The 22,010-nt window shown below is 72.5% G+C and carries 19 protein-coding genes; 14 read left to right on the forward strand and 5 right to left on the reverse strand.

Annotated elements, in window-relative coordinates; translation table 11 throughout:
- The first annotated feature begins 36 nt into the window (after positions 1–36).
- Positions 37–1,563: an NCS1 family nucleobase:cation symporter-1 gene (locus tag ACWEEU_RS05465; RefSeq protein WP_385744304.1), complete on the forward strand. Its 1,527-nt coding sequence runs from the start codon at positions 37–39 to the stop codon at positions 1,561–1,563.
- Between the two features lie 131 nt (positions 1,564–1,694).
- Here the strand turns inward: ACWEEU_RS05465 and ACWEEU_RS05470 are convergent, their stop codons facing one another.
- Entirely contained in the window at positions 1,695–2,384 is a 690-nt protein-coding gene (locus ACWEEU_RS05470; protein WP_451728756.1) for a hypothetical protein, read from the reverse strand.
- Positions 2,385–2,689: 305 nt separating this feature from the next.
- On the opposite strand from ACWEEU_RS05470, the gene ACWEEU_RS05475 reads away from it, so the two are divergent.
- The 6 genes from ACWEEU_RS05475 (at position 2,690) to ACWEEU_RS05500 (ending at position 9,461) form a co-directional block, all read left to right on the forward strand.
- On the forward strand, positions 2,690–3,847 hold the full coding sequence (locus ACWEEU_RS05475) for a S1 family peptidase (RefSeq protein ID WP_451728759.1): 1,158 nt from the start codon (positions 2,690–2,692) through the stop codon (positions 3,845–3,847).
- A gap of 163 nt (positions 3,848–4,010) precedes the next feature.
- A complete protein-coding gene (locus ACWEEU_RS05480; RefSeq protein ID WP_451728762.1) occupies positions 4,011–4,523 on the forward strand; it encodes an SRPBCC family protein in 513 nt (170 codons plus the stop codon).
- A gap of 115 nt (positions 4,524–4,638) precedes the next feature.
- Complete coding sequence (locus tag ACWEEU_RS05485; RefSeq protein WP_451728765.1) at positions 4,639–6,489, forward strand: gamma-glutamyltransferase family protein; 1,851 nt, start codon at positions 4,639–4,641, stop codon at positions 6,487–6,489.
- 113 nt (positions 6,490–6,602) lie between these two features.
- On the forward strand, positions 6,603–7,448 hold the full coding sequence (locus ACWEEU_RS05490) for an inositol monophosphatase family protein (protein ID WP_385744310.1): 846 nt from the start codon (positions 6,603–6,605) through the stop codon (positions 7,446–7,448).
- A 97-nt stretch (positions 7,449–7,545) separates the two neighbouring features.
- Entirely contained in the window at positions 7,546–8,955 is a 1,410-nt protein-coding gene (locus tag ACWEEU_RS05495) for a phytoene desaturase family protein (protein ID WP_451728769.1), read from the forward strand.
- The gene (locus tag ACWEEU_RS05500; RefSeq protein ID WP_451728772.1) at positions 8,952–9,461 is read left to right on the forward strand and encodes an O-acetyl-ADP-ribose deacetylase; all 510 of its coding nucleotides are present in this window, start codon (positions 8,952–8,954) and stop codon (positions 9,459–9,461) included. The genes ACWEEU_RS05495 and ACWEEU_RS05500 overlap by 4 nt, the downstream gene beginning before the upstream one ends.
- A gap of 148 nt (positions 9,462–9,609) precedes the next feature.
- Here the strand turns inward: ACWEEU_RS05500 and ACWEEU_RS05505 are convergent, their stop codons facing one another.
- Positions 9,610–10,560 carry an endonuclease/exonuclease/phosphatase family protein gene (locus ACWEEU_RS05505; protein WP_451728775.1) on the reverse strand — a complete coding sequence of 317 codons (951 nt, stop codon included), beginning with the start codon at positions 10,558–10,560 and terminating at the stop codon, positions 9,610–9,612.
- 101 nt (positions 10,561–10,661) lie between these two features.
- Between ACWEEU_RS05505 and ACWEEU_RS05510 the strand changes: the two genes are divergently transcribed.
- The 3 genes from ACWEEU_RS05510 to ACWEEU_RS05520 all read left to right on the forward strand — a co-directional run bounded on the left by ACWEEU_RS05510 (position 10,662) and on the right by ACWEEU_RS05520 (position 14,093).
- The gene (locus tag ACWEEU_RS05510) at positions 10,662–11,153 is read left to right on the forward strand and encodes a hypothetical protein (protein ID WP_385744319.1); all 492 of its coding nucleotides are present in this window, start codon (positions 10,662–10,664) and stop codon (positions 11,151–11,153) included.
- 184 nt (positions 11,154–11,337) lie between these two features.
- Positions 11,338–12,492 carry a glutathione-independent formaldehyde dehydrogenase gene (locus ACWEEU_RS05515; protein WP_451728780.1) on the forward strand — a complete coding sequence of 385 codons (1,155 nt, stop codon included), beginning with the start codon at positions 11,338–11,340 and terminating at the stop codon, positions 12,490–12,492.
- Positions 12,493–12,680: 188 nt separating this feature from the next.
- Positions 12,681–14,093, forward strand: a complete 1,413-nt coding sequence (locus ACWEEU_RS05520) for a sugar porter family MFS transporter (RefSeq protein WP_451728783.1) — start codon at positions 12,681–12,683, stop codon at positions 14,091–14,093.
- Positions 14,094–14,122: 29 nt separating this feature from the next.
- Here the strand turns inward: ACWEEU_RS05520 and ACWEEU_RS05525 are convergent, their stop codons facing one another.
- Complete coding sequence (locus ACWEEU_RS05525) at positions 14,123–14,572, reverse strand: hypothetical protein (RefSeq protein WP_451728786.1); 450 nt, start codon at positions 14,570–14,572, stop codon at positions 14,123–14,125.
- Positions 14,573–14,687: 115 nt separating this feature from the next.
- Positions 14,688–15,203 (reverse strand): DoxX family protein, encoded by a 516-nt coding sequence (locus ACWEEU_RS05530; protein WP_451728789.1) that lies wholly within the window; start codon positions 15,201–15,203, stop codon positions 14,688–14,690.
- A 136-nt stretch (positions 15,204–15,339) separates the two neighbouring features.
- Here ACWEEU_RS05530 and ACWEEU_RS05535 point away from each other — a divergent pair, with 136 nt between their 5' ends.
- Together ACWEEU_RS05535 and ACWEEU_RS05540 are read left to right on the forward strand one after the other, a co-directional pair.
- Positions 15,340–16,275: a pirin family protein gene (locus ACWEEU_RS05535; protein ID WP_385744328.1), complete on the forward strand. Its 936-nt coding sequence runs from the start codon at positions 15,340–15,342 to the stop codon at positions 16,273–16,275.
- Between the two features lie 55 nt (positions 16,276–16,330).
- Positions 16,331–16,663 (forward strand): GNAT family N-acetyltransferase, encoded by a 333-nt coding sequence (locus ACWEEU_RS05540; protein ID WP_385744330.1) that lies wholly within the window; start codon positions 16,331–16,333, stop codon positions 16,661–16,663.
- A gap of 81 nt (positions 16,664–16,744) precedes the next feature.
- On the opposite strand, the gene ACWEEU_RS05545 is transcribed toward ACWEEU_RS05540, so the two are convergent.
- Complete coding sequence (locus ACWEEU_RS05545) at positions 16,745–18,865, reverse strand: hypothetical protein (RefSeq protein WP_385750770.1); 2,121 nt, start codon at positions 18,863–18,865, stop codon at positions 16,745–16,747.
- A gap of 602 nt (positions 18,866–19,467) precedes the next feature.
- Here ACWEEU_RS05545 and ACWEEU_RS05550 point away from each other — a divergent pair.
- Positions 19,468–20,355, forward strand: coding sequence for a methylenetetrahydrofolate reductase (locus ACWEEU_RS05550; RefSeq protein ID WP_385750773.1), 888 nt, complete (start codon positions 19,468–19,470; stop codon positions 20,353–20,355).
- A 199-nt stretch (positions 20,356–20,554) separates the two neighbouring features.
- Positions 20,555–22,000 (forward strand): AlkA N-terminal domain-containing protein, encoded by a 1,446-nt coding sequence (locus ACWEEU_RS05555; RefSeq protein WP_451728796.1) that lies wholly within the window; start codon positions 20,555–20,557, stop codon positions 21,998–22,000.
- The last annotated feature ends 10 nt before the right edge of the window (positions 22,001–22,010 follow it).

The raw sequence follows: 22,010 nt of genomic DNA on the forward strand, positions 1-22,010 counted from the left end.
TGTCCCGTCGTCCCACTCATCCGATTGGCCTGTCCCATGACCGACACCGCACCCACCGCCTCGCCGCCGACCGCCCAAGTCACCCTCCCCGACGGCCGGGTGGAGATCCCCGCCGAGGCTCCCCAGCCCAGCGGCCGCTTCGCCAACGAGGACCTGCTCCCCGTCCCCGTCGCCAAGCGCACCTGGACCACCTACAACTTCTCCGCACTGTGGGTCGGCATGGCCCACAACACCGCCTCCTGGACGCTCGCCTCGGGGCTCATCGCGGTGGGAATGGACTGGAAGCAGGCGGTGTTCACCATCGCCCTGGCCAACCTGGTCGTCCTCGTGCCGATGCTGCTCACCGGGCACGCGGGACCCAAGTACGGCATCCCCTTCCCGGTCTTCGCCCGCGCCTCCTTCGGCATACGCGGCGCCAACCTGCCCGCTGTCGTCAGGGCGTTGGTGGCCTGCGGCTGGTTCGGCATCCAGACCTGGATCGGCGGCGAGGCGATCTACTTCCTCGCGGGCAAGCTCATCGGCGGCAGTTGGTCGAACGCCTCGCACATCGGCGGCTACGCCTGGACCATGTGGCTGTCCTTCGCCCTCTTCTGGGTGCTCCAAGTCGCCATCATCGTGCGGGGAATGGAGACCATCCGGCGCTTCGAGAACTGGGCCGCGCCCTTCGTCCTGGTCGGCGCCTTCGTGATGCTGTGGTGGATGAGCGTCAAGGCCGGCGGCGTCGGCCCGCTCTTCGACCAGCCCTCCAGGCTCGGCTGGGGCGGCGACTTCTGGAAGCTGTTCTGGCCCTCCCTGATGGGCATGATCGGCTTCTGGTCGACGCTCTCCCTGAACATCCCCGACTTCACCCGCTACGGCCGCAGCCAGCGTGCCCAGACGCGGGGGCAGGCCCTGGGACTTCCCACCACCATGACGCTGTTCGCCTTCCTGTCGGTCCTGGTCACCTCCGGCTCGCAGGCGGTCTACGGCAAGCCGATCTGGGACCCGGTCCAGCTCGCCGCCAAGACCGACAACGTGGTGGGCCTGCTCTACGCCCTGGTCACCGTGCTGGTCGCGACCCTCTCGGTGAACATCGCGGCCAACCTGGTCTCCCCGGCCTTCGACTTCTCCAACATCGCGCCCCGCAAGGTCAGTTTCCGCACCGGCGCCCTGATCACCGCCGTCCTCGCGGTGCTGATCTTCCCGTGGCGGCTCTACTCCGACCCCCAGGGCTACATCTTCACCTGGCTCGGCCTGGTCGGCGGCCTGCTCGGCACCGTCGCGGGCATCCTCATCGCCGACTACTGGCTGGTGCGCCGCACCCGCCTGGACCTCACCGACCTCTACCGCGAGGGCGGCCGCTACTGGTATTCGGGCGGCTGGAACTGGCGCGCGGTGGCCGCCTTCGTGGCCGGCGGCATCCTCGCCGTCGGGGGCGCCGACTTCCATCCCCTGATCGACGGCCGCCCCGTCCCCTTCCTCAAGCCGCTCGCCGACTACGGCTGGGCGGTGGGCCTGGGCACGTCACTGGTGCTGTACCTGGCGCTCACGGCGGCTACGGGCCGTAAGGAGCAGACCGCTTAAGCGTGTCACGAGACGCGGAGCCCCGGCGACCGGAGGGATCGCCGGGGCTCCGTGCTGTCGTTCAGGGGGCGGGCCCGATGCCTGGCACCTGGGTCGCGAGCCCGGTCCCGGACCAGGCTTGTGGGCTTCGGTCAGCCGGACTTGCCCGCGCTGCCCTTCAGGGTGGCCATCGCGGCCTTCGCCGCCTTGATGGCGCCCTTGTTGATCTCGTCGGTCGCGGGGGCCTTCTTGTTCTCGAAGTCGCTTCCGCTGTAGGTGATGACCACCAGCGCGTTGGAGGCGCGGGCCAGCACCAGGCCCTCACGGGTCTGCTGCTTGTCCTCGGTGGTGAGGTTCACGACCGAGTAGCCGCTGTCCCCGAGGCCGGGGACCGAGCCGCCGCCGCTCTTCTCGGTGACGCGCTGCTGGTACTCCTTGGTCGCCTCCTGGTCGGACGCGGTGACCTCGTAGGAGACGTCGAGCCAGCGGTAGTCGAAACCCTTGAGGGCGTTCCAGGAGCAGGTGCGGCGCAGCGTGGAGTCGGTGGAGGGGATCTCCTTGCCCGCCGTCTTGGCGCCGGGGACAAGGGACTTGATGGTGCCGGCGGGCACACCGGTGCACGGGGCGGGCGCCGCGGCGTAGGTCTTCACCGCCGGGGCGGAGGACGAGGCGGCGCCGCCGCCGTCGGAGGAGGCGGCCGGGGCGCTCTCCTGACCGGTGGAGCGGTGCTCTGCGGCGGCGGGCGTGGCCGGGCCGGAGGACAGGGTCCAGCCCACGCAGGCCAGCACGACGACGGGAGACAGGCGTGCGGTGAGGGCGAGCGGCAGAGGAAGGGATCGCACGGCGCACTTCTCGTGGGGGAGGGGGTGCGGAAGGGTCCGCAGGGTGGACGGAGACGACAGTCTCACACGACTGACTCCGGCGCGGAAGGGCCAACTCGCTGCGTACTCGGCCGGTGACCCAGCCCGTTCAAGAAGGCGCCGTATGGCGGTAATTGTCCGTTCCGGCGGATGGTCCCCGCGGATTCCGTCCGTTGGTATGGACCTGTCACAGGGGCGCGACTAGGCTCTGCCCCGCACACATGAGAGCGCTCTCAGAAATCGGCTGTTCCACCCCCACCTTGCTGGAACGACGAAGGGCAACTCCCTTGAGACGCAAGCGACTTCTGCGCGCGGCCGGGGCCGCACTCCTCATGCTCGGCGGAATGACGGTGGCCGGCACCGCCCCCGCGACCGCCCACGACTCCACCGCCACCGCGAAGGCCCCCGCCTCCGAGGGGCTCCTGACCGCGATGCGGCACGACTTCGGCCTGACGAGGGAACAGGCCGAGGCCCGGCTCGCCTCGGAGCGCACGGCCACGAAGCTCGACCCGTTGGTCCGCAAGACGGCCGGGGCGGCGTACGGCGGCTCCTGGTACGACGCGGACAGCGGACGGCTCACCGTGGCCGTCACCGGCGCCGCCTCCCCGGCCACGCGCGCGGCCCTGCGCGACGCCGGTGCCGCGGTCCGTACCGTCCGCCACAGCGCCCGTGAACTGGACGCGGCCAAGGCCCGCATCGACCGCATCGAGGCGCCCTCGGGCGTGAGCAGTTGGCACGTCGACCCGAAGGCGGGCACCGTCGTCGTGGACGTGGTGCGCGACCGGCGCGCCGACAACGATGTCCAGCGCTTCCTGACCCGCGCCCGCGCCGCCGGACCCGTCACCGTCGCGACCGTCTCCAAGGCGGCGGGCACCCTCGCCGCGGGCACCGTCGGCGGCGACCCCTTCTACACCGGCAACGTCCGCTGCTCCATCGGCTTCTCGGTCTACGGAGGCTTCGTCACCGCCGGGCACTGTGGACAGCCCTCCGCCGCCGTCTACGGCTGGGACGGCTCCTACGTCGGCAACTTCCAGGGGTCGTCCTTCCCGGACAACGACTACGCCTGGGTGAACGTCGGCAGCGGCTGGTGGACCGTACCGGTCGTGCTCGGCTGGGGCACCGTCTCCGACCAGTTGGTGCGCGGCTCCAACGTGGCGCCGCCCGGCACCTCCGTCTGCCGCTCCGGCTCCACCACCCACTGGCACTGCGGCACCGTCCTCGCCCTCAACGAGACGGTCAACTACAGCCAGGGCGCGGTCCATCAGCTCACCAGGACGAACGTCTGCGCCGAACCCGGCGACTCGGGCGGCTCGTTCATCAGCGGCGACCAGGCCCAGGGCGTCACCTCCGGCGGCTGGGGCAACTGCTCCAGCGGCGGCGAGACCTGGTTCCAGCCGATCAACGAGATCCTCGGCCGGTACGGGCTGACGCTGCACACGGCCTGATGTCACGTACGGTCTGACGTCGCGCACTGCCTGACGTCGCACACGGCCTGACCGCGATCCGCAGGAGCCCCGCCGGAGTCGGACGACCGGCGGGGCTGCTCCGCGTTCCCCCGCGCCGCGGCACATACTTCGGTCATCGCCTTCGACAACTCAGGGAGATGATATGCGACTTGCCGACAATCCCCGCGTGGAGTGCGCGACGGACATCGCCGCCGAGCCCAAGCGGGTGTGGGCGCTGGTGTCGGACATCTCCACACCGGCCAGGTACAGCCCGGAACTTCAGGACGTGGAGTGGCTCGACGGAGCCGAGGAACCGGCTGTCGGCGCGTGTTTCTCCGGCCGCAACCACAACGACGTACTCGGCGAGTGGCGCACGGTCAGCCGCATCGCGCAGGTCACCGAGCCCCGGGTCTTCGAGTGGGAGGTCGTCCGCTACAACGAGCGTGAACTCGGCGAGCCGTTGGCGGTCTGGACGTTCACCCTGGAGCCGCTCGCGGACGGCTCGGGCACCCGCTTGCGGCACGGGATGCGCTTCGGCTCCGGGCGTGGCCCGATGAACGCCTACGTCGAGCGGTACCCGGAGCGGGAGGAGGAGATCGTCGACGGCCGACTCGCCCTGCTCCGCGCGGGCATCGAGAAGACGCTGGCCGGGGTGAAGGGCGCGGCGGAGGCGTGAGCCGACGCGCGGGCGGGACCGGGCCGACGCGCGCGTGCGCGGGCGTGGTTGACGTGCGGGCGGCCGGGCGGAAAGTCTCGTCCCGCAGGTGCAGGCCACGCAGACGGGAGACCCCATGTTCACCACCCGCCCCACCCTCCAGGGCACCTTCGGCATGGTCTCCTCCACGCACTGGCTCGCCTCCCAGTCCGCGATGGCCGTGCTGGAGGACGGGGGCAACGCCTTCGACGCGGCGGTGGCGGGGGCGTTCGTGCTGCACGTGGTCGAGCCGCATCTGAACGGCCCGGCGGGAGAGGTGCCGATCCTGCTCGCCCCGGCCGGGGGCGAGGTCCGGGTGCTGTGCGGGCAGGGTGTCGCCCCGGCCGGAGCCACCGTCGCGCACTATCAGGGGCTCGGTCTCGACCTCGTCCCCGGCACCGGCCCGCTCGCCGCCGCCGTGCCCGGCGCCTTCGACGCCTGGCTGCTGCTCCTGCGCGACCACGGCACCAAGCCCCTGGACGAGGTGCTGAAGTACGCCATCGGGTACGCCGGGCACGGTCACCCGCCGGTGGAGAACGTCGGCGCGGCCGTGGAGAGCGTGCGGGAGCTGTTCGAGACCGAGTGGACCTCCTCGGCCGAGGTGTACCTCCACGGCGGACGCTCGCCCCGCCCCGGCGAGCTGCTGCGCAACCCCGCGCTCGCCGCCACCTGGAAGCGGCTGCTGGCCGAGACCGCCCACGCCGGCGACCGCGAGGCCCGCATCGACGCCGCCCGCGAGGTGTGGCGCTCCGGCTTCATCGCCGAGGCCCTGCTGCGCCAGTCCCGCCGCCCCACCCTGGACACCAGCGGCGAACGCCACACCGGCACGCTCACCGAAGCCGACCTGGCCGACTGGTCCGCGTCGTACGAGAACCCGGTCACCTACGACTGGAACGGCTGGACCCTCTGCAAGGCGGGCCCGTGGAGCCAGGGCCCCGCCTTCCTCCAGCAACTCGCTCTGCTTCCGACGGAGTTGCCCGCGTTCGGCTCCGCCGACTACGTCCACCTGCTGATCGAGAACTGCAAGCTGGCCATGGCCGACCGGGAGGCGTGGTACGGCGACGCGGCTCACGTCCCGGTCGCGGGACTGCTGTCGGCGGAGTACAACGCGGGGCGGCGAGGACTGGTGGGGGAGTCGGCGTCGTACGAGCTGCGGCCGGGGGCGGTGGACGGGCGTGCGCCACGGCTGCCCTCGCGGGCGGGGAAGCGGGGGGACGCAGGCGCCGGGAGTCCGCCGGGGGCGGGGGAGCCGACCGTGGGGCTGGGTGGTGGGGGCGAACCGGTGCTCGGGGCGCTCGGACCGGGCGAACCCGGTGAGCCGCGGGTGAGTGCCGACGGTGCGACCCGGGGCGACACCTGCCACCTCGACGTGGTGGACCGCTGGGGCAACATGGTCGCGGCGACCCCCAGCGGCGGCTGGCTCCAGTCCAACCCGGTCGTGCCCGAACTCGGCTTCCCGCTCGGCACCAGGCTTCAGATGGCCTGGCTGGAGGAGGGGCTGCCCAACTCCCTGACGCCGGGGCGCCGCCCCCGGACCACCCTCACCCCCTCCCTCGCGTTGCGCGACGGCATGCCCGTACTCGCCTTCGGCACCCCCGGAGGCGACCAGCAGGACCAGTGGCAGTTCCACTTCTTCCTCGCCGCCGCCCTGCGCGCCCCGGTGCGCGGCGCCCTCGACCTCCAGGGCGCGATCGACGCCCCGAACTGGCACAACGACGGCTTTCCCGGTTCCTTCCATCCGCGCACGAGCCGCCCGGGCAGCGTGACCGTCGAGTCCCGGATGCCGCAGGCCGTGGTCGCGGAGCTGCGGCGCCGGGGACACGACGTGACCGTGGGGCCCGCGTGGTCGGAGGGACGGCTGTGCGCGGTCGCGCGTGACCCCCGGACGGGAGTGCTCTCCGCGGCCGCGAACCCGCGCGGGATGCAGGGGTACGCGGTGGGCCGCTGAGGCAGGCTTCGGATGGCGGTCCGGCCCGTGGTCCACAAGCGGCTGACCAGGCGCTTCCCGGGTTGTCCACAGCCTGACGGGGGAATGTCCGCCGAGCGTGGTCTCATGGACACATGATCGACGACACGGAAGCCCTCGAAGAGTTTCTCGCCCGGCACTCCGCCGATGTGGAGGAGGCGATCCGCAAGGCGGCCGCGGCCGAGATCCTGCCCCGCTTCCGCAGACTCGCCGCGCACGAGGTCGACCAGAAGAGCGGCCCGCACGACCTGGTCACGGACGCCGACCGGCTCGCCGAGCGCCGTCTCTCCGCCGACCTGTGCGCCCTGCTGCCCGGCTCGGTCGCCGTGGGCGAGGAGGCCGTGCACGCCAACCCCGCGTCGTACGAGGCGATCAAGGGGGACGCCCCGGTCTGGATCATCGACCCGGTCGACGGCACCCGGCACTTCGTGCACGGCAAGGACGGCTTCTGCACCCTGGTCGCGCTCGCCCACCGGGGCACCGTGCTCGCCTCCTGGACGTACGCGCCGGTCCGCGACCAGATGGCCACCGCCGTGCGCGGCCAGGGCGCCTTCCTCGACGGGGAGCGCCTGTTCGCCGGACCGCCGGAGCCCGGCCGTGACCTCACCGTCGCCGTGTCCCACCCCGACTACACCACCGAGGAACAGAAGCGCGCTCTGCGGGCCCTGTGGACCGACGGCGTCTCCCCGCGCTCCTGCGGCTCGGCCGGCCTGGAGTACCTGGCCATCGCCCGGGGCGAGACGGACGCTGTCGCCTTCTCCTGGGAGGCCGCCTGGGACCACGCGGCGGGCCTGCTCCTGGTGGAGGAGGCGGGCGGCGCCCATCTCACCCTGACCGGCGAACCGTTCCGTATAACCGGCGGCAACGTCCTGCCGTTCACCGCCGCCCGCGACGCCGCGACCGCGCGCCGCGTGGGAGAGCTGCTGCGTACCGGGTCCTGAACCGGGCGGGGAGCCACCCGCCGGGGGAGCGACGGGCCGCCCGCCTATCCTGATCCGAGTTGCCACCGGCCGACGAGGGGGTCCGAAGGTGCCGTCGATGCTCGATGCCGTCGTGGTGGGTGCGGGGCCGAACGGACTGACCGCCGCCGTGGAACTGGCCCGGCGCGGCTTCTCCGTGGCTCTCTTCGAGGCCCGGTCCACCGTCGGCGGCGGCGCCCGCACCGAGGAGCTGACCCTCCCCGGCTTCCGTCACGACCCCTGCTCGGCGGCCCACCCGCTCGGCATCAACTCGCCCGCCTTCCGCGCCCTCCCACTGGAGCGGTACGGCCTGCGCTGGCTGCACGCCGAGCTGCCCATGGCGCACCCGTTCCCCAACGGCAGCGCGGCAGTGCTCGCCCGGTCGGTGGCGGAGACCGCCGCGTCCTTCGGGCCGCGCGACGCGGGCGCCTACCGGCGGCTGGTCGCCCCGTTCCTGCCCCACTGGGACACCCTGGTCCGGGACTTCATGTCCCTGCCGTCCACGGCGCTGCCGCGCGACCCGCTCACGCTGGCCCGCTTCGGCCTCGCCGGGCTCCCGCCCGCCACCGCGCTGATGCGCCGCTTCCGCGACGAACGCGCGCAGGCCCTCTTCTCCGGCCTGGTCGCCCATGTGATGGCCCCGCTGAACGGTCTCGCCACCGGCGCCATCGGCCTGGTCTTCGCCCTGGCCGCGCACGCCCGGGGCTGGCCGGTGGCGGAGGGCGGCTCCCAGTCGATCTCCGACGCGCTCGCGGCGTATCTGAAGGACCTCGGCGGCGCCGTGCACACCGACTACGAGGTCAAGCGACTGGACGACCTCCCGCCCGCCCGCGCCTACGTCTTCGACACCTCGCCCACCGCGCTCGCCCGCATCGCGGGCTTCGGCGGCTACTACGACCACTACCGCTACGGCCCCAGCGTCTTCAAGATCGACTACGCGCTGGACGGCCCGGTCCCGTGGACCGCCCCCGAGGCGCGTGTCGCGGGCACCGTGCAGATCGGCGCGAGCCGGGCCGAGATCGACGGCGCGCTGCGCGCCGCCTCCCGCGACGGCCGCGCTCCCGGGAAACCCTTCATGATCACCGTGCAGCCCAGCGTGGCCGATCCCTCCCGTGCGCCCGAGGGCAAGCACGTCTTCTGGACCTACGGGCACGTCCCGAACAACTGGAGCGGCGACCTCACGGACGCGATAGAGCGCCAAATGGAGCGCTTCGCCCCCGGCTTCCGCGACCGCGTCCTCGCCCGCGCCACCGCGGGCCCCGCCGAGATGGCCGCGGGCAACGCCAACTACGTCGGCGGCGACATCGCCTGCGGTGCGGCCTCCGGGCTCCAGCTCCTGCTGCGCCCCCGGCTGTCGGCGTTCCCGTACCGCACCCCGCACCCGGCGGTGTTCCTGTGCTCCTCCGCGACACCGCCCGGTCCCGGGGTACACGGCATGTCGGGGCACAACGCCGCCAAGGCGGTCTGGAGGAGGCTGAGACAGAGATGACCACGCTGCGGCTCGTCCTGGGCGACATCACCCGTCAGCGCGCCGACGCGATCGTCAACGCGGCCAACTCCTCCCTCCTCGGCGGCGGAGGCGTCGACGGCGCGATCCACCGACGCGGCGGCCCCGCCATCCTGGAAGCCTGCCGCGCCCTGCGCGCCTCCTCCCACGGCCGCGGCCTGCCCACCGGCCACGCCGTCGCCACCCCCGCCGGCCGCCTCGACGCCCTCTGGGTCATCCACACCGTCGGCCCCGTCTGGCAGGGCCCCGACAGCGACCCCGTCCCCCTGGCCTCCTGCTACCGCGCGTCCCTCCAGGTCGCCGACGAACTCGGCGCCCGCACGGTCGCCTTCCCGGCGATCTCCACCGGCGTCTACCGCTGGCCGATGGCCGACGCGGCCCGCATCGCGGTGGAGACGGTCCGCATGGTGCCCACAGAGGTGGAGGAGGTCCGCTTCGTGCTGTTCGACGCGTCGGCGTACGAGGTGTTCGCCCGGTACGTGGACTGACGGAGCGGTCCGCGGCGGTCGCGCAGCCCACGCCCTGTTCCGCCCGCCCGCCCGCGCGTCGCCCAGCCGCCGCCCCGTGCCCTGAAAGACGCCGGCGGGCGCCGTGGTCGGCGCGCCGGCCACGACCGTCTGACGCAACGCCAGCCGCCTAACGCAACGCCAGTCGCGCGATCACCGCGCGGTGGTCGGTGCCCGGGACGGTGCGTTCGGTCACCGACAGGGCCGCCAGACCGGTGCCGTGGAGGACGTGGTCGAGCTGGACCAGGGGTGGGAGGAGGGGGCGGTCGGCGGGCCAGGTGGGCGACCAGCCGCGGCCGAGTTCGGCGTGGGTGTCGGTGAGCCGGCCCGAGGAGAGGAGGGTGCGCATGAGGGCGTGGTCGAGGGAGGCGTTGAAGTCGCCGAGGAACACCGTGTCGGGACCGTCGGCGCGGGCCACCGAGGTCAGGGCGGTCATGTCGCGGCCCCAGCGGGCGGCGTCACCGAGCGGGTAGTACGTGTGGACGGCCACCAGCCGTACGCTCCGCCCGCCGACCTTCACCCGCGCGGTGGTCTGGGGCCAGGCGGTGCCGGCCTTCACCGGGCCGCCGTGCGTCAGCGGAAGCCGGGAGTACAGCGAGGAGTCGTTCTCGGGATGCAGCTCCCGGTACGGCAGCACCCGCCCAAGCCCCGCCTTCGCGAGCGCGGCCACCCCCGCGGACGGCAGCTCCTGCACCGCCAGCACGTCGATCCGCTCGGACCGCACCAGCCGTACGACCGCCCGCGCGTCCGCCTTTCCCACGTGGGTGTTGAGCGTGGCCCCCCGCAACTCGGCCGCCCCCGGCGGGACATGCTCCCCGTCCGGCATGAACCGCGGCACCAGCAACGCCACATGAGCGGTAGCGAGCAGCGCCGCGCCGACGACCACCGGCCAGGACCGCAGCGCCCGCACCCCGAGCACCAGCAGCAGCACGAGCACGCTCAGCACGGCCGCGTACGGAAACAGCACCACCGCCACGGCGACCGGCGTTCCCCCGTCCAGCCCACCCACCCGCACGAGGAGCAGCACCGACAGCGGAACGAACACCACTCCCCACCCGAGGATCTTCCCCAGCCCGCCCACACCCACAGTCCCCGCCTCCCGCACCGGCCCAGGAGTTGATCACTCCGACCCCGTGAAGGGGGACGGCACCGACCGCCCGCCGGTTGCATAAGGTGACCGCGATGAACGACGACGCGCGGACGACGGCCCTGCTCCGCACCCTGGACCGGCTGCCCGGACCCGCCCACCTGGAGTTTCCCGACGGCTTCGACCACGCCCGGGCGAGGGCGCGAGCCACCCGGCTCAGGGACCGTCTGACCCGCGACCTCGGCCACCCCTGCCACCTGGACGACCAGATCCAGGACGCCGGTTACTCGTTCGAGATCGTGATACCGAGCGAGGCGAGGGGCGCGGGGGCACCTCTCCTTCTCCGGCTGAGCAACTACGGCGACTTGGCGGCCGTGACCGTCCCGGGTCCGTTCGGCCACGACGCCCCGGAGGGCGCCGTCGCACCGGGACCGCTGAGCGCGATCGAGGCCGCTCTCCGTGACCTCGGCTGCACCCCGGTGCCCGTACGGCTGCTGCGGCGCCCCTACGACGGCGTGAGCACCTGGCTCGCCGCCGAGGAGCCAGGCCGGGCCACCTGGTGGACCCGCTTCTTCGACTATTTGTGACGCCCAGGCCCCCTCACCTGCGACGGTTGCGGTGCCCGAGGTACCGGAGTTACCTGGAAGTACCAGGCGGTGAAGCGAGGGTTCGAGGCCACGGCGACGACCGGGGGCCCGCTCTTTTCGCGCGCCCTCGGCGGCGGTCCGCGCTCGCCACCGTCATCCGGCGTCAGACGCGGAGGTGACAGAGGTGAGAGCCGTTGTCTACGAGAGGCCCTTCAGTGTCACGGTGGCGGAGGTCGACGATCCGCAGATCCAGCACCCCAACGATGTGATCGTCCGGGTCACGTCGTCCGCGATCTGCGGCTCGGACCTGCACATGTACGAGGGGCGCACGGCGGCCGAGCCGGGCATCGTCTTCGGCCACGAGAACCTGGGCGTGATCGAGGAGCTCGGCGACGGTGTGGTCTCCCTGAAGGTGGGCGACCGCGTCGTCATGCCGTTCAACGTCGCGTGCGGGTTCTGCAAGAACTGTCTCGCCGGGGAGACCGGGTTCTGTCTGACGGTCAACCCCGGTTTCGCGGGCGGCGCCTACGGCTATGTGGCCATGGGCCCGTACATGGGCGGCCAGGCCGAGCGCCTGCGGGTGCCGTTCGCCGACTTCAACTGCCTGAAGCTGCCCGAGGGCGACGAGAACGAGACGGACTACGTTCTGCTGGCCGACATCTTCCCGACCGGCTACCACGGCTGCGAGCTCGCGCAGGTGTCGCCCGGCGAGACGGTCGCGGTGTACGGGGCGGGACCGGTGGGTCTGATGGCCGCCTACTCGGCGTTGCTGCGCGGCGCGTCCAAGGTGTTCGTCGTCGACCGCGTGCCCGAGCGGCTCGCCAAGGCGGCGGAGATCGGGGCCATCCCGATCGACTTCACCGAGGGCGACCCGGCCGAGCAGATCAAGGCCCAGACGAACGGAGAGGGCACCGACAAGGGGATCGACGCCGTCGGCTACCAGGCTCAGAAGGGCGACGACGCCGGCCACGAGGAACCCGCGATCGTCCTCAACCAGCTCGTGGAGACGGTCCGGCCGACCGGCAGGCTCGGCATACCGGGCCTGTACGTGCCGTCCGACCCCGGCGGCCCCGACGAGCACGCCAAGCACGGTCAACTCCTGGTCTCGATCGGCAAGATGTTCGAGAAGGGCCAGAAGATGGGCACGGGCCAGTGCAACGTCAAGCGGTACAACCGCCAGCTCCGCGACCTGATCGCCTCGGGCCGCGCCCGCCCCAGCTTCGTGGTCTCCCACGAACTGCCGCTGGAGGACGCCCCGCAGGCGTACGAGAAGTTCGACAAGCGGGTCGAGGGCTACACCAAGGTGGTGCTCCACCCGGGGCACGACCTCGCCGCGTGAGCGAGTGACCGCGTGAGCGGGCGAGCAAGCGGGTGAAACAGGACGGAGGTGTGCGAAACCGCCTCCCGTGAAGCCGGGCGGCCGCCACTGCGCGAGCCGCCCGGCCGGGGACCGGGCCCGGCGTTACGGTTTCGGCCGGGCGCTCCCTCTCCGGGGCCGCCCACGAGGGCCGTCACCCGGGAGGAACCGTGAGCCGAGCCACCGACCACGCGCCGCCGCCGGTCCGGGGTCTGAACGGGCGCATGTTGACGGCGGCCGTGGTCTCCGCGATCAGCGGACTGCTCTACGGCTACGACACCGGCATCATCTCCGGCGCCCTGCTCCAGATCTCCAAGGAGTTCCGCATCGGCGACTCCATGAAGGAGACCATCGCCGCCGGGATCCTGCTGGGCGCGGTGATCGGCTCCCTCGCGTGCAGTCTGCTGTGCGAGCGCATCGGACGGCACCGGACCATCCTGCTGATCTGCGGGGTGTTCATCGCGGGCAGCCTGACCTGCTCGTTCGCCCCCAGCGCGGTCGGTCTGGCGCTGGCCCGCGTGCTGCTCGGCTTCGCCGTCGGCGGCGCCACCCAGACCGTGCCGATGTACGTCGCGGAACTGGCCCCGAGGACGATCCGCGGCCGTCTGGTGCTCTGTTTCCAGCTCGCCATCGGCGTCGGCATCGTCATCGCGACCCTGGTGGGCGCGAGCGAGTCGGTGTCCTGGCGCGTGGCCATCGGCGCGGCCGCCGCACCGGCCCTGGTGATGCTGCTCGGCCAGCTTCGGCTGCCCGAGAGCCCGCGCTGGCTGGTCGAACAGGGCCGTGTCGACGAGGTGGAGCGCGTGCTGAAGGAGGTACGGCCCGACGGCTACGACATCGCCCCCGAGCTGGACGAGATCGTGGCCCTGGCGGGACGCCAGGAGAAGGTCGGCAGAGACAGACGCGGCTGGCGCGGGCTGCGGCAGCCATGGGTGCGTCCGGCGCTGATCGTCGGCTGCGGGATCGCCGTCTTCACCCAGCTGTCCGGCATCGAGATGATCATCTACTACGCGCCGACCATCCTCACGGACAACGGCTTCTCCCGGGACGCCGCGCTGCGGATCAGCGTGGCGCTGGGCGTGACGTACCTGGTGATGATGATCGTCGGGCTGTGGATCGTGGACAAGGTGGGCCGCCGCCGGCTCACTCTGGTGATGGTTCCGGGCGCGGCGCTCAGCCTGTTCGCCCTCGGCGCGTTCTTCGTGACCGGCCACTCCGGCCGCTCCGACATCCCGGGCATCGTCGCCTGCCTGCTGGCCTTCATGTTCTTCAACGCGGGCGGCCTCCAGCTCATGGGCTGGCTGACCGGCTCCGAGATCTACCCGCTCGGGGTGCGTGCCGCCGCGACCAGCGTCCAGTCGGCCACGCTGTGGAGCACCAACCTGCTCATCACCCTGACCCTGCTGTCGATGATCAACGCCTTCGGCGTCGGCCAGGTCTTCTGGATCTACGGCTTCTTCAACGTCGCCGCCTGGCTGTTCGTCTGGCGCCGGATGCCGGAGCTGACCGGGCACAGCCTGGAGGACATCGAGGCCCACCTGAAGGAGGGGCGCTTCCACCCCAGCGACTTCGCGCGTGCGTGACCTTCGCCCGGGTGCTACGTCCGGGCACATCAGCCGTACAGCACGACGAGCGAGCCGCACACCAGCACGGCCGCGGTCGTGACCCCGAGCGCGCGGTACCGGTCCCAGGCGGTGAGCGCGAGCGCCCCCGCCCACACCGCTCCCGCGACGGCGGTGGCCATCCCGCCCAGGGCCGTCTGCGCCGCCGCCAGGGGCAGCGGCGCGAGCAGCAGCGTCGGCGGTATGACGGCGAGCCGCGGTCTGATGTCGAGCTGCTTGTACACCACGACCAGGACGACCAGCGCGGTCACGACGACGACCGGCAGCGCGGTCAGATTCCCCCAGGTGATGCACATGCCGTCCGACGCGCAGGTTCCCTCGGCCCGCTCCTGCGACCGCGTGAGGTACGCGGCCGCTCCGACGGCCAGCCCGGCACCGGTGACGGCGGCGCCGGACAGACGCGGGACGAGGGCAGGGGATGCGGGGCGCGAGGAGTCCATGTCGGCAGTCTCACCGGGGAGTTGGGTAAAGGCATGAGTATGGGTACTCAGCACCCGGCGCGATCGCCCGGACGGACAGGACACAGCCGTGCTGCCGGGCACCCGGGGGAGCCGCTCAGCCGCGGATGATCAGGACCACCACCGACGCCGCCGCCGCGAGGATCACCGCTGCGACACCGTAGGCGAGGCGGTGGTGGCGCAGGACCGGTACGAAGTGGTCCAGGGCGATGCGGCCGGGGCCGGTCAGGGTGAGGCCGAGGGCGACGACGGCCAGGAGGAGGGTGAATTCGAAGCCGTTGGGGGCGAAGAAGCCGGTGTTCCAGGTGACGGCCAGGGCGTTGATCATCGCGCCGAGGGCGGCGGCGCCCGCGAGCGGGGTGAGGAAGCCGAGGGCGAGGCCGATACCGCCGAGGGTCTCGGTGAGGCCCGCGATCAGGGCGAAGGTCGTGCCGGCGGGGTAGCCGCTCAGGGTGAAGTAGTGGCCGGTGGCGTCCAGACCGCCGTGGCCGAACCAGCCGAACAGCTTCTGCGTGCCGTGAGTGAAGAGGATCACGCCGGCCGCCAGCCGGATGACCAGCAGCCCCACGTCGTAGGCGAGCTGGGAAGAGTAGGGGCGGTGGGGGGAAGTCATGCGAGGGGGCCTTTCGCGGGTGCGTGGAGCCGGCGTTCAGGGATTCCCCCCTAGGGGGGTGTACCCGCTGGGGCGAGCGCCCTATGATGAGAAATGTAGTTGAACGTAGAACAAAATCTGGCGGGAGGCGCCCGGCGTGAGCGACGGCGAAGAGAAACGGGTCGAGGTACTGACCCCACGTGACGTGCCGCTCGGCGGACCCCGCGCCATGACGGTCCGCCGGACGCTTCCCCAGCGCGGGCGGACCACGATCGGCGCCTGGTGCTTCGCCGACCACTACGGCCCCGACGACGTCTCCGCGAGCGGCGGCATGGACGTCGCCCCGCACCCGCACACCGGTCTCCAGACCGTGAGCTGGCTGTTCAGCGGAGAGATCGAGCACCGCGACAGCCTGGGCAGCCACGCCTTCGTTCGCCCCGGCGAGCTGAACCTGATGACCGGCGGTCACGGCATCTGCCACTCGGAGGTCTCCACCCCGGCGACCACCGTCCTGCACGGCGTCCAGCTGTGGGTCGCCCTGCCCGAGGAGCACCGCGACACGGAACGGGACTTCCGCCACCACGTCCCCGAGCCCGTACGGCTCGACGGCGCCGAGATCAGGGTCTTCCTCGGGACGCTCCCCGGCATCGACAGCTCACCCGTGCCGACCTTCACGCCCCTGCTCGGCGCCGAGATCCTCCTTCGGCCGGGCACCACCGTGACCCTCGCCGTCGACCCGGCCTTCGAGCACGGGCTCCTGGTCGACCAGGGGCGGGTGCGGCTGGAGGGTACGGAGCTGGGCCGGGCCGAGCTGGGCCATCTGCCCCCGGGCGGCGACACCCTCACCCTGACCAACGACACCGACGACCTCGCGCGGGCCGTCCTGCTCGGCGGCACTCCGTTCGAGGAGGAGATCGTCATGTGGTGGAACTTCATCGGGCGCAGCCACGAGGACATCGTCAAGGCCCGCGAGGAGTGGGAGAGCGCCTCCGCCCGTTTCGGCGCCGTGGAGGGATACCCGGGGGACCGGCTCCCGGCCCCCGTTCTGCCGCACGCCGCCCTCCGGCCCCGGGGCAACCCCGCCCGCCGCTGAGCCCCGGCCGACCAAGCAGCACGCCCGGAACGCCCGTAAGCCCGAAAGGCACCCCATGACCCAGCCCACCCCGACCGTCGAGCACAACGCCGCCAGGCACCGCTACGAGATCCACGTGGACGGCGAGCGCGCCGGACTCACCGCCTACCTCGACCGAGGCGATGAGCGCGTCTTCCACCACACCGAGGTCGACGACGCCTACGCCGGACAGGGCCTCGCCTCCCGCCTCGTCCAGGAGGCGCTGACCGACGTGCGCGCGGCGGGCAAGCGCGTCGTGCCGGTCTGCCCGTACGTGGCGAAGTTCCTGGAGCGGCACGAGGAGTTCGCCGACATCGCCGACCCGGTGACGCCCGACGTCCTGGAGTGGCTGGAGAGCCGCCTGGGGTGACACGGCGCGGCCATGGGAAAGGCCGCCGTGCGGAACCGGATCAGCGGTCCCGCACGGCGGCCTTTCCCATCGCCTGCGGCTCTACGCGGTGACCGCGTCCTCCGCGTCACCCTCCACGGCCGCCTCGCCCTCGACGACCGTCTCACCCTCGATGGCGGCCTCGCGCGCCGCGTCGTCGTCGCCCGCGCCGCGCGGGGCGGGGATCGCCGGGGCGGCGAGCCGGGCGGCCATGCGCTCGCGGCGCTCGTCGGCCTTGGCGCACAGCGCCTCGGCGGCGGCACGGAAGCGCTCCATGGACGGCGGGTCGGACGGACCGAGCAGGTGCTCCTTCAGCTCGGCGCGCCGCTCGGCGAAGCGGTCCTTCTCCGGGTGGCGGACCGACTCCAGCAGACCCGGGACGCCCTTCGCGGACGGCGCCAGCACGGTGGCCGCGGTCACGGTCGGGAAGGCGGTGCGGAAGTCCTCCTCGGTCATGCCCGAGGTGTTGGCGACCGCGTACGGCTTCTCGCTGGTCAGCCAGTCGGACACCACGCTGGAGACATCGCTGATCAGCAGGTCCGCCATGTTGAAGCAGGCGAAGATCGCGGGTCGCGCGTCGGTGACGATCAGGTGTTCCCACTCCGGGAAGGACGCCCAGTACGCGGCCTCCCAGGCGGCCGTGGCCCGCGTGATCTCGGCCTCGCGGTCGCCCTGGGGGGTGCCCTGGAGCAGCATCCGCTCCAGTTCGTCGGCGCCCGGCCGGAAGGAGACCGAGGTCAGCTTCTCCAGCTCGGCGGTGCGGCGGGCCAGCTCGGCGGCGGCCTCGGGTCCGGGACGGGCACCGGAGCGCTTCGCGGCGGCCTCGCGGATCATCGCCTTGATCCGCTCGTTGGCGGCGCCCGCGCGCGGGTCGACGGAGCCGGTCATCGGGTGCGGCTTGTAGACCAGGCGCACGGCGGGGTCGGCCAGCAGCCTGCGCACGATGTTCTCGCCCGCGAGCACCACGGAGGTGTTGCCGGGGTTGCCGTCCCAGCCCTCCCAGGTGGGGGCGTAGAGCACGTGGGTGTACTGACCGGTCGGCGGACCGGCGTACGGGCGGATCGGCGCGAGCTGCGGGCGGCCGACCTCGACGATGTCCTTGTCCTCGACGCCGACGTCGGCGAGCGCGTACCGCTCGCGCGCCGCCGGACCGGCCACCCACACCTCGTCGTACGCCTTGGCGTAGGGGTTGCAGGAGGACAGCTTGTCGCTCTCGCCGTGGTTGATGAACGCGTGCTTGATGGAGGGGATGCGCAGCACCTGCGAGGTCTTACCGGAGTTCGCCGGGTGCAGCATCATCTTCAGCGTCGAGTTCTCCAGCGCGAACATGGTGGAGACCTTCGGGAAGCAGATGATCGGCACGTCGGTGGCGTCGATCTTCTGCACCATGAACCGCTCGCGCAGCACGATCAGCGGGCGCTCGAGCTGGGAGAGCGTGGAGAGCCACATGTTCGCCTGGTAGGCGGAGGTGGTGCCGCCGGAGAAGTACATGGCGACGGTCGGCCGGTAGTCGGCCAGCCACCTGTCCACCCACTCCATGACCTCGGCGTCGCTCTTGGCGCGCTTCTTGCCGGTCAGCCAGCGGGCCAGGTTCAGGGTGCCGCCGGCCATCAGCGCGACGGAGACGGCCAGACCGATCGCACCCCAGCGCGCATGTGTGGTGACGGCGGTGAGGAGCAGGCCGACGGTGCCGGGGACGGCGAAGGTCAGCAGCCGGTGCGCCGGGCGGCGCAGCAGGATGCGCGGCGGCGCGGCGCTCAGGTTCAGCTCGGAGGCGTCGATGTTGCGCGTGACGATCGGCAGCGAGCGCGCGCGGCGCACCATGACGGCGATCGCCTGGCACAGGAAGTGCAGGCTGTAGAACGCGCCCAGGGCGACGAGCAGGGGGGCCTGCTCGCGCCGGGGCTCCACCCCCTCGATCCGCAGCAGCGCCACCATGACCAGCATGTCGCGCAGCAGCTGCCGGACGGTCACGTCCAGGCGGATCTTGTTGAGCTGCGCCAGTGCCGCGGGCCGCTTGTACTGAAGGTACGTTTCGAGAGCGACGCCCGCCGCGGTCGCGGCGACGAAGAGCGGGACGATCGGCATCAGCGCGCCGATCAACTGCGCCGCGAAGAGCGCGAATATCGCGAACACCGCGTAGAGCTGCGCGATGCGACGGGGGACGAGTCCGGCGGAGGGCACGGGCTGGGCTCCTGCTGGGGGTGCGACGGACGGGGTGAGCGTATGCGGGGGGTGTGCCGCTCCCGGCGGGCCGGGGGCGGAAAGGGCGGCCGTATGTCTTATGCGGCCCGCGTAGCAATGTACGACAAGGGAAAATGCCGCATTACGGGCAAATCGTGAGCAAAGTAATAAAGGGGGATGCGGTTCTGACGCGTCGTCGGGGCGGCCGGCCCCGGTTGTCCGGAGGGGGCCGCCGCGGCGGTCGCCGAGCCGACGACTGCGCCCGCCGAGGGCAGCAACCGCCCGCGATTGAGCCTGGTCATCGAAGCTCCCTCGAAAAGGAAAACGTGCCGTGTTCCGAACCTGTTCACCGGGTGTCCGCCTCCTCGTGACGTGGCAGGAGGAGGGGGCATTCGGCCGTGATGTCGGCGGATCATTAAAGCACTTGCGGATTTGGCCCAGGTAACCACGGCAGCCTGTGCGGCCTTGAGGGCCGAACGATGCGGAATCGTTACTTCCGGGTGTGTCGTCGAAGCGTCCGCGTGCGCGTGACATCATCGGCCGAGGCCACCCCTCGAGGTCACGGTCCCGCCCACGCGCGGGGCCGCCGCGCAAGGAGCACGATGAACCCCGTCCCCTCCGTCCCGGCCGCCCGCGCGACGGAAGCCGAAGGCGCGGACGCCGCGCTGCTGGACGGCTTCTCCCTGGAGATGACCGGCAAGGACGTGCCCCGCCTGGAGGAGGCGGCCCCCGGCATACCCCCGGGCACCCGGATCAACGTGACCTATCTCGCGGGCGAGGACCTCGGCACCCGGCTGGCCGCCGCCCGCGCGGTCAAGCGGCTCGGCTTCGTCCCCGTCCCGCACATCTCCGCCCGCAGACTGCACTCCGAGGCGCATCTGGAGGAGTTCCTCGCCGGACTGGCCGCCGACGGCACCGGCGAGCACGTCTTCGTGGTCGGCGGCGACCCCGCCCGCCCCGAGGGTCCCTACGAGGACGCGCTCTCCGTCATCCGCACCGGACTGCTCCGGCGCCACGGCGTACGGCACGTCGGCATCAGCGGTTACCCGGAGGGCCACCCCGGTCTCACCGGCCCCGTCCTGTGGTCCGCGCTCACCGACAAGGCGGCCGCGCTCGGCGCCGAGGGATACGGCGCTGAGGTGATCACCCAGTTCGGCTTCGCCGTGGACCCGGTGCTGGCCTGGCTGGAGGCGGTCCGGGCGCGCGGGGTGGAGCTGCCCGTGCGTGTCGGCGTCCCGGGCCCGGCCGGGGTGCGCCGGCTGCTCGGCTACGCCTCCCGCTTCGGCGTCGCCACCAGCGCCTCCGTCGCCCGCAAGTACGGCTTCTCCCTCACCAACCTCATGGGAACGGCGGGACCCGACCGCTTCCTGCGCGAGCTGGCGCTGCGGTACGACCCGTCGCGGCACGGAGTGGTGAAGGTGCACTTCTACACGTTCGGCGGGCTGCGGACGACCTCGGAGTGGGTCGGCGCGTATCGCACGTCCGTCTGACCCGGGCGCGGGGCGGTTCCTGGTCACCCCCAGGTACATGTCGGATTCTCGCCAGCGTCCGGCGCTGCCGGTGACCATCCTTGGAGACATGCGGACAGTGACGAGCGGGACGGCGGGGGCCGGAGCAGCGACGGGGGCGAGCCCGGCGGCTGCGGTCGCTTCGGCGGCTTCGGCGGTCCATTTGGACCGGGAGCACTGCGTGCACGCCGTGCAGTCGAAGGACGCCCGCTTCGACGGGTGGTTCTTCACGGCGGTGCTCACCACCGGCATCTACTGCCGGCCGAGCTGCCCCGTGGTCCCGCCCAAGCCGCGGAACATGACCTTCTACCCGAGCGCGGCCGCCTGTCAGCGGGCCGGTTTCCGGGCCTGCAAGCGCTGCCGCCCGGACGCCAGCCCCGGCTCACCGGAGTGGAACCAGCGCGCCGACCTGGTGGCCCGTGCCATGCGCCTCATCGCCGACGGCGTCGTGGACCGCGAGGGCGTGCCCGGACTCGCCACCCGGCTCGGCTACTCCGCCCGGCAGATCGAGCGCCAGCTCCTCGCCGAACTCGGCGCCGGACCGCTCGCCCTGGCCCGCGCCCAGCGCGCGCAGACCGCCCGGCTGCTGATCGAGACGACCGCCCTGCCCATGGCGGAGATCGCCTTCGCCGCGGGCTTCGCCTCCCTGCGCACCTTCAACGAAACCGTCCGCGAGGTCTACGCCCTCACCCCGACCGCGCTGCGCGCCCGTGTCCCGGCCGTGGGACCCGCCGCCACACCGGGCACGATCTCCCTGCGGCTGCCGTACCGGGCCCCGCTGGAGCCGGGCAACCTCTTCGGACACCTGGCCGCCACCGCCGTACCCGGCGTCGAGGAGTGGCGGGACGGTGCCTACCGGCGCACGCTCTCGCTGCCGTACGGGCACGGGATCGTCGCGCTCTCTCCGGCCGCCGGGCACATCGCCTGCCGGCTCACGCTCGGCGACCCGCGCGACCTCACCGTGGCGATCAGCCGCTGCCGCGCCCTGCTCGACCTGGACGCCGACCCGGCCGCCGTGGACGAGCGGCTGCGCGCCGACCCGGCGCTAGCCCCGCTGGTGGACCGCGCGCCGGGGCGGCGGGTGCCGCGCACGGTGGACGAGGCCGAGTTCGCCGTACGGGCGGTGCTCGGACAGCAGGTGTCCACGGCCGCCGCCCGCACCCACGCCGCCCGCCTGGTCACCGCGCACGGCAAGCCGCTGGACGATCCCGAGGGCGGCCTCACCCGTCTCTTTCCCACTCCCGAGGCGCTGGCCGCCGTGGACCCCGGGTCCCTGGCCATGCCGCGTGCCCGGCGCACCACGCTGACGACCCTGGTCGAACGGCTCGCGGACGGCACGCTGCGGCTCGGTGCCGAGACCGACCGGGCGGAGACCCGCGCCCGCCTGCTCGACCTGCCCGGCTTCGGGCCCTGGACCGCCGACGTCATCGCGATGCGCGCCCTCGGCGACCCCGACGCCTTCCCCGTCACCGACCTGGGAGTACGACGCGCCGCCGAGCGCCTCGGGCTCCCCGCCACCCCGGCCGCGCTCACCGGCCGCGCCGAGGCCTGGCGGCCCTGGCGGGCGTACGCCGTGCAGTACCTGTGGGCGACCGACAGCCACCCGATCAACGTCCTTCCGGACTGAGGAAGTTGCC

The organism is Streptomyces sp. NPDC005004 (assembly GCF_053600675.1).

Excerpts from the sequence above, each read along its gene's own strand:
- ACWEEU_RS05465 (WP_385744304.1), top strand. The coding sequence starts at position 37 with ATGACCGACACCGCACCCACCGCCTCGCCGCCGACCGCCCAAGTCACC.
- ACWEEU_RS05480 (WP_451728762.1), top strand. The coding sequence starts at position 4,011 with ATGCGACTTGCCGACAATCCCCGCGTGGAGTGCGCGACGGACATCGCC.
- ACWEEU_RS05485 (WP_451728765.1), top strand. The coding sequence starts at position 4,639 with ATGTTCACCACCCGCCCCACCCTCCAGGGCACCTTCGGCATGGTCTCC.
- ACWEEU_RS05490 (WP_385744310.1), top strand. The coding sequence starts at position 6,603 with ATGATCGACGACACGGAAGCCCTCGAAGAGTTTCTCGCCCGGCACTCC.
- ACWEEU_RS05495 (WP_451728769.1), top strand. The coding sequence starts at position 7,546 with ATGCTCGATGCCGTCGTGGTGGGTGCGGGGCCGAACGGACTGACCGCC.
- ACWEEU_RS05500 (WP_451728772.1), top strand. The coding sequence starts at position 8,952 with ATGACCACGCTGCGGCTCGTCCTGGGCGACATCACCCGTCAGCGCGCC.
- ACWEEU_RS05510 (WP_385744319.1), top strand. The coding sequence starts at position 10,662 with ATGAACGACGACGCGCGGACGACGGCCCTGCTCCGCACCCTGGACCGG.
- ACWEEU_RS05525 (WP_451728786.1), bottom strand. The coding sequence starts at position 14,572 with ATGGACTCCTCGCGCCCCGCATCCCCTGCCCTCGTCCCGCGTCTGTCC.
- ACWEEU_RS05530 (WP_451728789.1), bottom strand. The coding sequence starts at position 15,203 with ATGACTTCCCCCCACCGCCCCTACTCTTCCCAGCTCGCCTACGACGTG.
- ACWEEU_RS05540 (WP_385744330.1), top strand. The coding sequence starts at position 16,331 with ATGACCCAGCCCACCCCGACCGTCGAGCACAACGCCGCCAGGCACCGC.
- ACWEEU_RS05550 (WP_385750773.1), top strand. The coding sequence starts at position 19,468 with ATGAACCCCGTCCCCTCCGTCCCGGCCGCCCGCGCGACGGAAGCCGAA.